The following is a 15,147-nucleotide window of genomic DNA, read 5'->3' as shown; positions in this document are numbered from 1 at the left end:
GGCAGGGGGCTATGAATAAAAAGGTACTCACCTATATCTCAGTTTCTTATACGTTTCTAGTTTTAGGAGGCTTTTGCGTATATGCCTACTTCGTGCAGGAAGGCGGATCTATAGATACAGAGAAACACTTCAATGAATTGTTAATTTTTGGTATTCTAGGTGTCATCGGCCTTCTATTAGCTTCAATTGATGCAGCAGGTGATAGAGATAAAAATAAAAAAGTTAACAGTAAGACTATCTATTTTGGGATAGTAATCGCAATATTTTTTCTGATTTGGCGGATTTCTATTGGATTATTTTAATCATTAAGAAAAACAAATATAACTGGTCTTACTGTGCTTGCTATCTTTTTGAAAAGTGTAGTACTTGTTTAACTTGAGGGGATTCAATGAACAAAAAAACACTATCCCGCATTGCAGCCGTTTATACGATACTGGTACTCGGAGGATTCCTCATCTATGCCTTCACAATCCAGGAAAACTGGATTATTGATACACAAAAGTACTTCAACCAGATTGTCACATTTGTTGTGTTAGCTTCAATCGGACTCATTCTTGCTGGCATAAGCGCAGCCTCTCTTAGGGATGAGGGGAAAAAGGTGAGTAAAAAAGCAGTATATACCGGCCTTTCGATTGCTGTCTTCTTTCTCCTGTGGCGGATTTCTATGGGACTTTTATAAGTGAGAGAATAATAGAATGCCAGAAAGAGCTTTCTAAGGAGAGCTCTTTTTTAGTGTTTAATCAGCCAGCAAAAGGGAATACAAGGTTGGTTTATAAATGTAAAAATTATCCAAAATAATATGGCTAATCAAAAGGGAGCTGATTTTATCAAGAAAAAAACCCTTGCCAAAATTAATCTTTTCTTCTTTCTCGCCGTTATCATTTCTTTTGGCATTTATGCCTATACAGTATCTGAAAACTGGCTGATTGATTTTCAGGAGCAAAAATATAATCTGCTGTTTTTTTGCTTGCTTTTCCTCTGCTGCCTTGGAATTGCTGTAATAGATGGGACAGCTGGCAGGTATGAGGGGGAACGGGTAAGCGGAAAAGCGGTTTGGGCAGGGATCAGAATCGTTGCGGTGTTTATGCTGCTAATGGCAGCAGGGGTGATACTAAGATTACTTTAGGGTGAAATAGCATTCCTGGGGGGACCTGGCTTAAGGCAAGAAATAATACAGCGAATATCGTGTCTTGATAGGCCTAAATCACCAAAAGAAATTCAAAAAACAGGACCAGAAGCCCAGAAACGAAACAGAGTGGTAAACGTAAAATTATGGAAGGCAATAATCATATACCATTACTAAATGCATCATCATAGGAGTTGGATTGAGTGAAAAGGACAGCGGAATTTGTGTTAGGGCTGGTGGGCGGCATCATCGGCATTTTGTTCTCATTTTTAGGTTTTATTATTGCTTTTGTGGCAGCTGCCTCAGACGACCAGCAGGCGGGGGGCATTATCTTTATTGTCACGCTATTATTTTTTGTGATCCAGTCAGGAGCATTGATTGTCGCCTGTCTGGTAAACAGGATGGATCACAAGCTATTTGGGGGGCTGATGATTGCATTTGGCGTTTTGAGCTTTCCGATTTCGATTTTTCTGATGTTCGTGCCAAGTATTTTATATATTATCTCGGGTGCTTTAGGCTTCAGGGTCCCGCAGCAAAGGCAGGAACATTCTTTGACACTTGAAAAAGAAATTTGATCAGGGAGGCTGAAGGATGCTAAAAAAATACATGCTGCTGATGCTGGCCGTCATGTGTATACTGGCTGGCTGCTCTGGTGAAAAGAAAGTGGACAAGGCGGATTCAGCCCAGTCCGATGCTGGTTCGGCTGATCAAAAAGAGGCCGGGAGGGACAATGAAGAAGAAGGCAGTAAAGTCACAGATGAAATAAGCACTGTTGTGGTTCCTTCTACGGTGGAAGAGTTCCGGAATGCAGAGCCGGGCCTTTTGACAAAGGACTTCAGCTATGAGAAGGAAACCGCGCTTTGGCCGGATTTCAATACGCTTTCAGGGATCAGGGAGGACTTTGAGGGTCACATGCAAAAGGTCACAAAGGAAACGGATGATCCGGATATGATGTTCAAGGCACTGCTTTATTATCTCGGCAACAGTGCCTATCAGCAATCCATTGGCAGGATCATGGATTATGAGCCGCAATTTGATGAACCGCTCCTGCCTGAGCCGGAGCAGGCATCAGAATCTGAAAACGGCAAAGAGCGGGAAAACGGGAAGGCGCTTCTCCTCCTTGACGCCAGCTCCAGCATGCTGCTTGATGTAGACGGCAAGCAGAAAATGGAGATTGCCAAGAGTGCAGTCAGAAGCTTTGCTAAGACCATTGGCGAAGAAAATGATGTTTCCCTCTATGTGTATGGGCATGCTGGCACACAGGAGGACAAGGACAAACAGATTTCCTGTACGACAATTGATGAAGTCTATCCGCTTCAGTCCTATAACGAAGAGTCTTTCTTCAACGCTGTTGAAGGGGTTGAGGCGAAAGGCTGGACCCCGCTTGCCGGTGCCATTAAGGCTGCAAGAAAGGCCAGCATGGACTATGAAGGGGATATTACCCTTTATATTGTCAGCGATGGAGCGGAGACCTGCGACGGGAATCCGGTGGAGGAAGCCAGGCTGTTTGCTGAAACCAATGAAAGCCGGAAGGTGAATATCATCGGTTTTAATGTGGATGCAAAAGCAGAGGATCAGCTCAAGAAGGTGGCTGAGGCAGGGAATGGCGAGTATATCGGCGCCGACAATGCCGATCAGCTGAACAGCAGCATCTCCAATGAGTGGGTGCCTGGGCTGATAGACATCATTGGGGTTAAGTGGTCGACTCCCAAAAATACATTTGCCGTCTCATTCCAGAAGATGGACATTGATCAGATGGGCATGGGACTTGGATACGCAATCAGGAATGAGGCCGGGCGCATCCGGGATGCCATTGCCAACCTGAAGGAAAATGAATTGATCGATGCCGCCATGGAAGAGGAGCTTCTCAAAAAGACAGAAGAGCATGAAAAGGTACTGGAAGGGCTGCAGGAAGAAATCATCAACAGCAAGCATCAGGAAATTGATGATGAGGTAGACAGGATCGACCAGAAGATCAATGACTGGGCTGAACGGATGGAAAAGTTAAGGGAAAATCGTTAATCAAACGTTTGATTAATTGTACGTGAAAGCATGCCCTGCCTATTGCGGGCATGCTTTCATTAATTTTTGATACCGCACATTACTAAGCTTGTAAATCATCTTGAGCGGGGAAATACATATTCATTGAAAAGTAGAAATCTTTGAATCCTCACTGCCCCTGAATATCTCCGGCATGTCCGGAAATCTTTCCATTTTACATATTTTTGAAAATTACCTACAATAGATATGCTGGCTTTCCTTTTTAATATTTTCCCAGGTACGTATTTTTTACAGGTTTTTAATGGAATCTGTCGAATATAAGTTATTAGTATCATAATTCAAGAGAAATTGATGTTAAGTACGCGCCTTTTGGCCTGCTTAATAGACATAATACAGGAGGGATATAGATGCGCGATCAAATGAATCCCGCGGCTGAAAGGATTTTGCATAATATCGAGAAGGTTATGATCGGAAAGCGCAATGTGGCTGAGCTCAGCCTAGTGGCACTTCTGGCAGGCGGACACGTTCTGCTTGAGGACGTCCCGGGCGTTGGAAAAACAATGATGGTAAGGGCGCTGGCAAAATCGGTTGGCGCCAACTTCCGCCGTATCCAGTTTACTCCCGACCTGCTTCCGTCAGATGTGACAGGCGTTTCTATATATAATCCAAAAGAAATGGAGTTCCAGTTCCGTCCCGGGCCGATCATGGGGCATATCATCCTTGCTGATGAAATCAACCGGACTTCTCCTAAGACTCAGTCTGCCCTGCTTGAGGGGATGGAGGAGAGCAGCGTGACCATTGACGGGGTGACGCACAGGCTGGAAAAGCCGTTCTTTGTCATGGCAACCCAGAACCCGATTGAGTATGAAGGGACATATCCTCTCCCTGAAGCACAGCTGGACCGCTTCCTGCTGAAGATGAAAATGGGCTATCCCGAAGTCGCCGAAGAAATGGAAGTGCTGAACCGCGCGCAGAAGGTGCCGCCGATTGATGAGCTGGAGCCCGTCATTGACCTTGAAGAATTGAGGGAGCTGCAGCAGCAGATTAAAGAAGTCCATGTGAATGAAACCATTAAAAGATATATTGTCGATATTGCCAACAGAACAAGGACCCACAGCAGTGTCTATCTTGGAGCAAGCCCGCGCGGGTCAATCGCTTTAATGAAGTCAGCCCAGGCTTTTGCTTTCATGTACGGAAGGGATTATGTTCTTCCTGATGATATCCAGTATCTGGCCCCTGCTGTGCTGGCCCACCGCATCATTTTGAAGAGTGAGGCCAAATTTGAAGGCATTTCGGCCGAGGAAGTTGTGGACCGCGTAATTGCGCGGGTGCCCGTCCCTGTCCAAAGGCTTGTGAAGTAAGATGAAGCAGCTGATACATCTGGGCAAGAATGTCTGGAAGCTGATTGTATTATTTCTCCTTATTCTGACCACATTTTCTTATGCAATGTTCCAGGGCGGGTTTGTGAGCTGGTTCCTTTTTTACAGCTTTCTTCCTTTTGCCCTGTACGGACTTGCTTTGTCCTTTTATTCAGTCGGCACCTTCCGGGCTGAAAGGGATCTTGTAAAGACGGATTATAATGCCGGTGAGAAGCTGAAGGTAAAAGTGACATTAAAGCGGGACAACTCTTTCCCGCTGTTTTTTCTCATTGCCGAGGACTGCCTGAATGAGGCGCTGTCTTTTTCCTCAAAAGGGAATAAGGCAAAGTCCTTTGTTTTCCCCTGGTTCAAGCGGGAGGTTTCTTTTGAGTATGAAGTGGATGGACTGCCGCGCGGCGAGCATATCTTCGAGAATATCCGCCTGAAAACGGGTGATCCGATCGGCTTGATTGAAAAGGAGAAGCTTGTGGAGCTGGAGGGCCGGATCATAGTTTATCCCGCTTATGAAGAGCTCATATATAAGCCGGCCGACAACCATTATGACCAGGGAATGACTGCATCGAAGGAACGGGTCCAGAGGGATACTTCCATGGCAGTCGGGATTCGGGAATATCAGCCCGGAGACCGTTTTTCCTGGATCAACTGGAAAGCGACCGCCAGGCGAAATGACATCATGACAAAGGAATTTGAGCAGCGGAAATCACATGACGTGTATATTATGATGGACTGCGCCCCTGACGAAAGGTTTGAGGGGATTGTATCCTTTACAGCCTCTGTCATCAGGGGTATCCTCCGCAAGGGCGCCCAGACCGGTCTGATCACGATGGGGGCAGAAAGGGCGGCATTTCCTGTCAGAGGCGGGGAAGGGCAGCAGCAGCAGCTCTTTTACCACCTGGCAAAAGTGAAGGATGACTGTCCGGTTTCCTTTGACCGGGTGCTGGAAACGGAGAATTTCCTCGCCCAGCAGAATGTCTCGCTCATGCTGATCACGGCCCAGCTGACAAAGAGGCTGGTGGAAAAGGCCAGTTACTATGCTTCCCATAAAAATGCCGTTACCATTTTTCTGCTGAAAAATGAGCGTGAGGCCGCAGCCAAGGAGGAAATCGCGCTGAGGGCTTCTGCCAACGCGCGCGGGGTTAAGGTTGTGCTTGTCCACGAAGGTCAATTTTCGGAGGCATTTTCGGAGGTGAATAGAGGATGAGGGCAGATGAGAACAGACGCAGCATGACTTCTGTCATTTTATATATGTTCGGGTTCCTCCTTCTGTGGGAGTGGATGCGCCCTCTAGAGCAGCTGACAGATACTTCCAACATCCTTGTGTTTATTTTGTTTATTGTTCTTGGCCTTGTTATGTATTATTTTCATGTAAATATGGTGGTCAGCGGCTTTATTAAGTGCCTGTATATCCTTTATTCCCTGCATTATCTTTATTATGAGGGAGCCTTTTTTTCACCGGAATGGGTGCTGCCATTTTTCCTGGATATCCAAGAAAATCTGGGCTATGTGTCGGCAGCCGAATGGCCGCAGCTCACAGACTTGTTCAGAAGCCTTCTGTTCTTTGTGCTGATTTGGCTGATGACCTATTTGCTTCAATATTGGCTGATTAATAGAAGGCAGATCTTTATTTTCTTCTTTATGACACTGACCTATATTACTGTGCTTGATACCTTTACTCCCTACCAGGCAGACGGCGCCATTGTCCGTACTGTGATTGCCGGTTTTGGTGTAATGGGAATCCTGACATTCCACAGGCTCATGGAGCGGGAGACAATCCTGAAAAAGAGGACTTTCTCCAGAAAATGGATGGCCCCGCTTGCGGTGATGATTGCCCTGAGTGTGGCTGTCGGCCTTGCCGCTCCAAAGGCAGCGCCTATTTGGCCTGATCCTGTTCCCTATATAAAATCATATGGACAGAACAGCGGGGAGGGACCAGGCGGTTCTGTTGCGAGGGTAGGCTATGGAGTCGATGATTCCAGGCTTGGCGGACCCTTCATTGGAGACAACCAGGCTGTTTTCCGGACTGAAGTGAAGTCGCGCCATTACTGGAAGGTTGAAACAAAGGATGTGTATACAGGCAAGGGATGGCTTGCTTCCGAAGAAGGGGAAGAACGCATCCCGTTCACTGAGGAAGATGAAGTGCCGATTTCTTCTTTTTCCGGAGAGGGGATGACAACCAATCCGGAAACAAGTTCAGTATATTTGTATCAATCATCTCCGCATATTGTATACCCGCTTGGTGTTGAGAGCATTCAGCCCAAAGGGGACGTGAGCTTTGAGCTTGATCCGGCTATTGAAAAAGTTTATGCTGTCCAGCCTATGCCCCTGAAGGAATACAGTGTGAGCTATGAGGTGCCGAAATATAGTGTTTCTGCACTCCAGGAGTCCGGGGATACCCAGACCTTGGATGGTAATTTCCTTGAGAGGTATACCCAGCTGCCTGATAATCTTCCTGAAAGGGTGAAGGAGCTGGCAGTGGAGATAACAGCCAAAGAATCGAACTGGTTCAATAAAGCAAGAGAGATAGAGCGCTACTTCAGGATGTCAGGCTTTTCCTATGACCAGACGGATGTAGCCGTTCCCGGTGCCCGCGACGACTATGTAGATCAATTCTTGTTTGATACAAAAAGGGGCTATTGCGATAACTTCTCTTCCTCAATGGTCGTACTTGTTCGCAGCCTCGGCATCCCTGCCAGATGGGTGAAAGGCTATACAGAAGGAGAATACCAGGCAAGGGAAAGCGCAACAAGCAGGGTTTTTGAAGTCACGAACAATAATGCCCATTCCTGGGTTGAGGTTTACTTCCCTGAGATTGGCTGGGTTCCTTTTGAGCCGACACAGGGCTTTTCAAATAATGTCCAGTATTCCTATGATACTCAGTCATCAGACACAGCTGAAACGGATACGGCAGAAACTGAGGCTCAGCCGGAAGAGGAGCCGGCTGCTCCCGAATCTCCGGAGGAAAATAGCGATACGGCATCATCCTTTACGCTGGCTGACCTGGGTGTAAAGATAAAAGGATTCTTTGCTGGCTCCTGGAAGGCGCTGTCTCTGATCCTCCTGCTTCTTGCTGCAGGCGCTGCGGCGGCTTACCTGAAAAGGTCCAGATGGCTCCCGGCCTATTTTATCTGGAAGTTCAGGCGGATGAAAAAGAAGGATGGCCGCTTTGTTTCAGCGTATCTGACTCTGCTCAAACAGCTTGAACGCTACGGCTTGAAGAGGAAGCAGGACCAGACGCTGAGGGAATATGCTGCGTATATCGATCATTTCTTCTCTACACAGGAAATGAGCAGGATCACTGCCCAGTACGAGAGGGTCCTGTACAGAGGCCGCCTTGAAGAAGGACGCTGGGAAGAGACCAGGGAATTGTGGGAAAATTTAATTAAAAAGACAATAGCTTGACCAAAAAAATGACCTGTTGATACAATGTTCACGAGAATCATAATTTAATATGCACCTTCATATATCCTCGATAATACGGTTCGAAAGTCTCTACCAGGTCACCTTAAATGACTTGACTATGAAGGCAGGTCATTCTAAATAGCGTTTTAGGGCATTTATGCTTAAAAAACCGGAATTCTGCCTTCAGCGTATTTGCGGAGGAGAGTTCCGGTTTTTTGTTTGACTTGGCGAGTGCTGGACAGGCACGCGGCAAGTCAGCCGGACAACGATAACCGGATATATGGAGCTGGAGATAAGGAATGCTGTTTCGGATTGCGGTTAAAGCAAGGGCCGGGAGAGCAGGATAAGAAAAAATAACATAACCGAGGTGGACAGATTTGACGGGGAAAACAGAACTGCAAAACCAGGAAATGATTGTCGTGCTTGACTTTGGCAGTCAGTACAATCAGCTGATAACTAGAAGGATCCGCGAATTTGGGGTATACAGCGAGCTGCATCCCCACACAATCACTGCAGAAGAAATCAAGGAAATGAACCCGAGCGGCATCATTTTCTCCGGCGGCCCGAACAGTGTGTACGGCGAAAATGCCTTCGGATGCGATGAAAGGATCTTTGAGCTTGGCCTGCCTATTTTCGGCATCTGCTACGGAATGCAGCTGATGACCATGCACTTCGGAGGCAAAGTAGAGCGCGCGAAGCACAGAGAGTATGGCAAGGCTGTTCTGACAATGGAACATGAGTCAAAGCTTTTTGCCGGACTTCCGAATGAACAGACAGTCTGGATGAGCCACGGTGACCTTGTTACAGAAGCACCTGAAGGTTTTTCTGTTGATGGAATCAATCCTTCCTGCCCAATCGCTGCGATGAGCAATGAAGAGCGCGGGCTTTATGCGGTTCAATTCCACCCGGAAGTCCGCCATTCTGTATATGGAAATGATATACTGAAGAACTTCGTCTTTGGCGTCTGCGGCTGCAAAGGCGACTGGTCAATGGAGAACTTCATTGAAATCGAGACAGAAAAAATCCGCCAGGCTGTCGGTGACAAGAAGGTTTTATGCGCACTGAGCGGCGGAGTGGATTCTTCTGTTGTCGCTGTCCTCATTCATAAAGCGATCGGCGATCAGCTGACATGTATTTTCGTCGACCATGGACTGCTCCGGAAAGGGGAAGCCGAAAGTGTTATGAAGACCTTCTCTGAAGGCTTCAACATGAACGTCATTAAAGTTGATGCGAAAGACCGCTTCCTCAACAAGCTGAAAGGTGTCAGCGATCCGGAACAGAAACGGAAAATCATCGGGAATGAATTCATTTATGTGTTTGATGATGAAGCGGCCAAGCTGGAAGGAATTGAGTTCCTTGCCCAGGGCACTTTGTATACCGATATTATTGAAAGCGGCACAGCGACTGCGCAGACAATCAAGTCCCATCATAATGTCGGAGGATTGCCGGAGGATATGCAATTTAAACTGATCGAGCCTTTGAATACTTTATTCAAGGATGAAGTCAGGGCATTGGGCACTGAGCTGGGCATTTCGGATGAAGTGGTATGGAGGCAGCCATTCCCTGGACCTGGCCTCGGAATCCGTGTACTCGGAGAAATTTCAGACGAAAAGCTTGAAATTGTTCGGGAATCAGACGCGATCTTACGGGACGAAATCAAGAAGGCCGGGCTTGACCGTGATATCTGGCAGTACTTTACCGTTCTTCCTGATATCCGCAGCGTAGGAGTGATGGGTGATGCCCGTACCTATGATTATACGATCGGAATCCGCGCAGTAACCTCTATTGACGGAATGACTTCAGACTGGGCAAGGGTGCCATGGGATGTGCTGGAGATCATATCCACCAGAATCGTCAATGAAGTGGATCATATTAACCGTGTTGTGTATGATATTACAAGCAAGCCGCCTGCAACGATTGAGTGGGAGTAAAAATACGAACGATAAAAAAGCGAACATGAAAAATGTTCGTTTTTTTATTGACTGAAAATAGAGCTCCTGCTAAAATGAAGAAGAACTGAATATGTCGTATTACGTCGTATAATATCAGGGATATGGCCTGAAAGTTTCTACCGAGCTGCCGTAAATAGCTTGACTACGAGGTAAATGTTTATAGGGATCATTTTACTGAACTTATTATAAATTCCCCCTATAGGCAGGAACCTGTTGTCACGCTCCCGGAAACCGGCGGGCGTTTTTATTTGGTTTTTAAACTAGGGGGGAAAAGAATGAAAAAGTATTTCCAATTTGAAGAGCTTGGCACGAATTACCGCCGCGAAATCATCGGCGGATTAACTACCTTTTTATCAATGGCCTATATCCTGGCCGTCAACCCGCTCACATTGTCATTGCAGTCGGTTCCGGATCTTCCTGACAGCATGAGGATGGATCAGGGTGCAGTCTTCGTGGCGACAGCCCTTGCTGCTGCCATCGGGTCAATTTTAATGGGCCTGATAGCTAAATATCCGATCGGCCTTGCACCGGGAATGGGCTTGAATGCCTTTTTTGCCTATACAGTCATATTGACGATGGGGATCTCCTGGCAGCATGCACTCGGCGGAGTGCTCATTTCCGGTCTGATATTTATACTTCTCACGCTTTCGGGCATCAGGGAAAAAATAATCAATGCCATTCCTGCTGAACTGAAGTTTGCAGTAGGAGCGGGAATTGGGCTGTTCATCGCCTTTATCGGGTTCCAGAACGCCGGGATCATTGTCAATGATGATGCCGTCCTGCTCGGGCTTGGCGATCTTTCAGACGGAAATGTCCTTTTGGCCATCTTCGGTATTGTTATTACGGTCATCCTAATGACAAAAAACGTCAAGGGCGGTATCTTCATCGGGATGGCAGTGACTGCTCTAGCCGGTATGATCTTCGGACTGATCAATGCTCCTGAAAAAATTGTAGGGGCTGTACCAAGCCTTGAGCCTACATTCGGAGCTGCCTTTACAGCATTTGGCGACAGTTCATTCTTTTCGACAGAAATGCTTGTCGTTGTTCTTACGTTCCTGTTCGTTGACTTCTTTGATACAGCAGGAACACTCGTCGCAGTCGCTAATCAGGCGGGTCTCATGAAGGGGAACATCCTTCCGCGCGCAGGCAAAGGACTGCTGGCTGACTCTTGTGCCACTGTAGCGGGAGCCATACTTGGAACTTCAACAACAACATCTTATATCGAATCATCAGCTGGGGTGGCTGCCGGGGCAAGGACAGGATTCGCGGCAATTGTGACGGCTGCGTTCTTCCTGCTTTCACTGTTCTTCTTCCCGCTGCTCGATGTAATTACAGCACCGGTTACAGCTCCGGCCCTGATCATTGTAGGTGTCCTGATGGTCTCGTCGCTTGGACAGATTGACTGGAAGAGATTCGAAATCGCCGTTCCAGCCTTCCTGACGATCATAGCCATGCCGCTCACATACAGCATTGCAACCGGAATCGCAATCGGCTTTATCTTCTACCCAATCACCATGATTGTAAAAGGTAAAGCTAAAGAGATCCACCCGATCATGTACTTCCTGTTTGCAGTGTTTGTCCTTTACTTTGTCTTTTTGAAATAATTATTTGGGGAGCCTCCTTTTGGGGGCTCTTTTTGTTTTTGTGTACAGGGAAAGTGAAGATTCATTTTTGGGTGATGGAAGGCTTCTTGCTCTGGTCGTCTTAAGCATGTCGGGGCTGAGCAAGCGCCCTCCGCTTTTCTTTTTATTGACTTCCGATTTTGTCTTTTATAACATGAAACTACTTGATGGAGACTGAAAAGAGGAAGAGGATATGAAAACGCTTGAAGTGAAAAAGGCATTAAACAATAACGTACTGATTGGCCATCACCGGGAACACGGCGAGGTTGTCCTTATAGGAAAGGGGATTGGCTTCAGCCATAAGAAAGGTGATTTCATTGATGAAGCTTCTGTAGAAAAGCTTTTTATCCTGAAGAATGAAAAAGAGCAGGAAAACTATATTAAGCTTCTTCCGCATGTGGACAATGAACTGCTGGATGTTATCATTTCCTCTCTTGAACTGATCAAGCAGCGGACTAACTCAGAATTGAATGAGCATATCCATGTAGCGCTGACCGACCACCTGATGTTCGCTGTCAGCAGGCTGTCCATTGGCATGGAAATGCGAAATCCCTTCCTGATTGAAACGAAAGCGCTGTATCCTTTCGAGTATGATGTCGCCAAGGATGTTGTTCAGCTGATTGGAGAAAGGGCGGGGGTGCACCTGCCTGAAGGGGAAGTTGGGTTCATCGCCCTCCATATCCACAGTGCCGTCATGAACCGGAATCTTTCCGAGGTCAACCAGCACTCGCAGCTTGTGACCCATCTGGTTAATATGATTGAAGAGCAGCTTGATATAAAAATCGATAAAGAAAGCATTGATTATATGAGGCTTGTCCGGCATCTGAGGTTTACAATCGAGAGGGTCCATACCGGCGAGCAGGTGGAAGAGCCAGAAAAAATTGCAGACCTCTTGAAGTCAGAGTATCCTGTGTGTTACAATCTTTCCTGGAAGCTCATTAAAGTGATGCAGCAAGCATTGAGAAAAAAGGTTTTTGATGCAGAAGCGGTGTATTTGACGATGCACCTGCAGAGGCTTCAAAAGAAAATCAAATAGATATCATAATTACGTGTTACTGATACGATCAGGCATGAGTGATTAGATAATTGAAAACAAGTTTTATGGGTACTATACACCTGTACAGCTTTTTTCGGTTATTTTTTCCTCATGCCTTTTTTGCTTTCTGCTTAATTGTGCTCAGTAATGGAAACGCTTTATGAGCTTATAAAAAAAGGAGGAATTCACATGTTTAAAAAAGCTTTTGGTGTCTTGCAAAAAGTCGGCAAGGCATTGATGCTTCCGGTAGCGCTTCTTCCGGCTGCAGGTATCCTGCTTGCCTTCGGTAATGCCCTGCAAAACCCTGCGCTGCTGGATTTAGCGCCATTTTTGGAAAATGGCGGAGTGGAAATGGTCGCTTCCGTCATGGAAAACGCCGGTAATATTGTCTTCAGCAACCTTGCCCTCTTATTTGCGGTCGGCGTTGCGGTCGGCCTTGCAGGCGGGGAAGGTGTAGCCGCCCTTGCTGCCATCATCGGTTACCTGATTATGAATGTAACGATGGGTACCGTTTTGGGCATTGAAGCGAAAGACCTTGAAGGAAGTATGGAATATGCCAATGTCCTGGGCATACCGACTCTCCAGACTGGTGTTTTCGGCGGTATTATTGTGGGTATTCTCGCAGCATCCATGTATAATAAGTTCTTTGAAATTGAGCTTCCGTCTTACTTAGGATTCTTTGCAGGAAAGCGCTTTGTACCTATTGCGACAGCTGCAAGTGCAGTAGTTCTTGGGCTTTTGATGATTATCATCTGGCCTCCAATCCAATCTGCACTTAACGCTTTTTCTCAAAACATGGTTCACGCCAACCTGACATTGTCAGCGTTTGTGTTTGGTGTTATTGAACGCTCTCTTATTCCTTTTGGGCTGCACCATATCTTCTATTCGCCTTTCTGGTATGAGTTTGGGCAATATACAACAAATGCAGGTGAATTGGTGCGTGGTGACCAAAGGATCTTCATGGCTGAAATCAAGGACCGTGTTCAAGATCTATCGGCTGGTACTTTCATGACTGGTAAATTCCCGTTCATGATGTTCGGTCTTCCGGCAGCTGCTTTGGCGATCTACCATGAAGCCCGTCCGGAAAGAAAAGCGATTGTCGGAGGCCTGATGGCTTCTGCAGCTTTGACTTCATTCCTGACTGGTATTACTGAGCCGCTGGAATTCTCATTCCTATTCGTTGCTCCTGTACTTTTCGGTATTCATGCTATTTTTGCCGGATTGTCCTTTATGACAATGCACCTATTAGATGTAAAAATTGGCATGACCTTCTCCGGCGGTTTGATTGATTATATCCTGTTCGGTCTGATCAATCCTCAGACAAACGCATGGATTGTCATCCCGGTAGGTATTGTCTTTGCAGTTATCTACTACTTCGGCTTCCGTTTTGCGATCCGCAAGTTCAACCTTAAGACTCCTGGACGCGAAGATGTTGAAGAACAAGAGGAAGAGGCTGGAGGAGCAAGCAAAGGCGGAGATCTTCCATACGAAATACTTGAAGCAATGGGCGGACAGGAAAATATTTCGCACCTTGATGCATGTATCACGCGACTGCGCGTATCTGTAAATGATATTAAAGATGTAGATAAAAACCGTCTGAAGAAACTCGGTGCCTCTGGTGTACTTGAAGTTGGAAACAATATTCAGGCAATCTTCGGTCCGAGATCTGAAACGATCAAAGGCCAAATGAAGGATATTATGAGCGGCAAAAAACCGCGTCCGGTAGAAAAGGCTCCTGAAAAAGGTGTTGAGCAGCAAATTGAGGAAGTAAATCCAGAAGCGCTGCAGACTGAGCACAAAGGAGAAGATATCTTTATTTCTCCTATTAAAGGAGAAATAAAGCCGATTACAGATGTTCCGGATGCTGTATTCTCTGGTAAAATGATGGGAGATGGTTTCGCGATCATTCCAAGTGAAGGGACAATCGTTTCTCCGGTTGACGGAAAGATAGTCAATCTGTTCCCGACGAAACACGCTCTTGGCCTTCTTTCAGATTCCGGCCGCGAAATCCTGATCCATGTCGGTATCGACACAGTCAACCTGAAAGGCCAGGGCTTTGAAACACTCGTTAAAGAAAATGACAGAGTGGAAAAAGGACAGCCTCTCTTGAAGGTCGACCTGGATTTTGTAAAAGAAAATGCACCATCCATTATGACGCCGATTGTATTTACTAATCTGGCTGAAGGCGAAACGGTTGTTATTAATAAAACCGGCAGCGTAGATATAAAAGAAGAAGATATTATTACGATTAAGAAATAATCTTCTATAAATATAATGGTATTGTAAGGCCGGCCGCAGACAGCGGCCGGCCTTTATAAATGGGATAAATTTCATGTATAAAAACGTCTATTCTGATGTTGACGTATATACAGGATCGGTGTTACTATAGGTGAGCAGTCGTTTTCACCAGAAGCTTTCAACTTAAGTGTTGAAAAAAGTTGTTGACGAAGGCTGTTAGAAATGTTATTCTAATATAGTTGCTTTAAACGAGCGACCGAGATTGTTCTTTGAAAACTGAACGAACAAAAACGTCAACGTTAATCTTATTTTTATCAGAGCTAAATCTTACTCTTATATGGAGAGTTTGATCCTGGCTCAGGACGAACGCTGGCGGCGTGCCTAATACATGCAA

Annotated in this window: 12 protein-coding genes, 1 rRNA gene and 2 riboswitches; all 13 genes read left to right on the top strand. The window is 46.2% G+C overall.

The annotated features are described in order from the left end of the window. The first annotated feature begins 11 nt into the window (after window positions 1-11). Entirely contained in the window at window positions 12-302 is a 291-nt protein-coding gene (locus tag ACQCVH_RS21935) for a hypothetical protein (protein WP_426837714.1), read from the top strand. An 86-nt stretch (window positions 303-388) separates the two neighbouring features. Next, on the top strand, window positions 389-679 hold the full coding sequence (locus ACQCVH_RS21930; RefSeq protein ID WP_426837713.1) for a hypothetical protein: 291 nt from the start codon (window positions 389-391) through the stop codon (window positions 677-679). A 120-nt stretch (window positions 680-799) separates the two neighbouring features. Further along, a complete protein-coding gene (locus ACQCVH_RS21925) occupies window positions 800-1,126 on the top strand; it encodes a hypothetical protein (RefSeq protein ID WP_426837712.1) in 327 nt (108 codons plus the stop codon). Between the two features lie 203 nt (window positions 1,127-1,329). Then, a complete protein-coding gene (locus ACQCVH_RS21920) occupies window positions 1,330-1,701 on the top strand; it encodes a DUF4064 domain-containing protein (RefSeq protein ID WP_426837711.1) in 372 nt (123 codons plus the stop codon). A gap of 16 nt (window positions 1,702-1,717) precedes the next feature. Beyond that, entirely contained in the window at window positions 1,718-3,148 is a 1,431-nt protein-coding gene (locus tag ACQCVH_RS21915; protein ID WP_426837710.1) for a vWA domain-containing protein, read from the top strand. Between the two features lie 386 nt (window positions 3,149-3,534). Beyond that, entirely contained in the window at window positions 3,535-4,488 is a 954-nt protein-coding gene (locus ACQCVH_RS21910) for an AAA family ATPase (RefSeq protein ID WP_224906647.1), read from the top strand. Between the two features lies 1 nt (window position 4,489). Then, window positions 4,490-5,707: a DUF58 domain-containing protein gene (locus ACQCVH_RS21905; RefSeq protein WP_426837709.1), complete on the top strand. Its 1,218-nt coding sequence runs from the start codon at window positions 4,490-4,492 to the stop codon at window positions 5,705-5,707. Beyond that, window positions 5,704-7,905 carry a transglutaminaseTgpA domain-containing protein gene (locus ACQCVH_RS21900; RefSeq protein ID WP_426837708.1) on the top strand — a complete coding sequence of 734 codons (2,202 nt, stop codon included), beginning with the start codon at window positions 5,704-5,706 and terminating at the stop codon, window positions 7,903-7,905. The genes ACQCVH_RS21905 and ACQCVH_RS21900 overlap by 4 nt, the downstream gene beginning before the upstream one ends. Before the next feature lie 37 nt (window positions 7,906-7,942). Next, window positions 7,943-8,044, top strand: a riboswitch (purine riboswitch). 271 nt (window positions 8,045-8,315) lie between these two features. Then, window positions 8,316-9,836 carry a glutamine-hydrolyzing GMP synthase gene (gene guaA / locus ACQCVH_RS21895; RefSeq protein WP_426837836.1) on the top strand — a complete coding sequence of 507 codons (1,521 nt, stop codon included), beginning with the start codon at window positions 8,316-8,318 and terminating at the stop codon, window positions 9,834-9,836. Window positions 9,837-9,920: 84 nt separating this feature from the next. After that, a riboswitch (purine riboswitch) is annotated at window positions 9,921-10,022 on the top strand. A 110-nt stretch (window positions 10,023-10,132) separates the two neighbouring features. Further along, the gene (locus ACQCVH_RS21890; protein ID WP_426837707.1) at window positions 10,133-11,461 is read left to right on the top strand and encodes an NCS2 family permease; all 1,329 of its coding nucleotides are present in this window, start codon (window positions 10,133-10,135) and stop codon (window positions 11,459-11,461) included. 211 nt (window positions 11,462-11,672) lie between these two features. After that, entirely contained in the window at window positions 11,673-12,515 is an 843-nt protein-coding gene (gene glcT / locus ACQCVH_RS21885; protein WP_148951072.1) for a glucose PTS transporter transcription antiterminator GlcT, read from the top strand. 189 nt (window positions 12,516-12,704) lie between these two features. Then, window positions 12,705-14,774 carry a glucose-specific PTS transporter subunit IIBC gene (ptsG, locus tag ACQCVH_RS21880; protein ID WP_426837705.1) on the top strand — a complete coding sequence of 690 codons (2,070 nt, stop codon included), beginning with the start codon at window positions 12,705-12,707 and terminating at the stop codon, window positions 14,772-14,774. A gap of 313 nt (window positions 14,775-15,087) precedes the next feature. Continuing rightward, window positions 15,088-15,147, top strand: a 16S ribosomal RNA gene (locus tag ACQCVH_RS21875); the annotation flags it as partial.

The sequence above is a fragment of the Bacillus infantis genome (assembly GCF_050107595.1).
GTDB classification, from domain to species: Bacteria; Bacillota; Bacilli; order Bacillales; family Cytobacillaceae; genus Bacillus_AB; species Bacillus_AB infantis_C.
The sequence above is the reverse complement of the archived record's forward strand: the minus strand, read 5'-3'. Positions and strand labels throughout refer to the sequence as shown.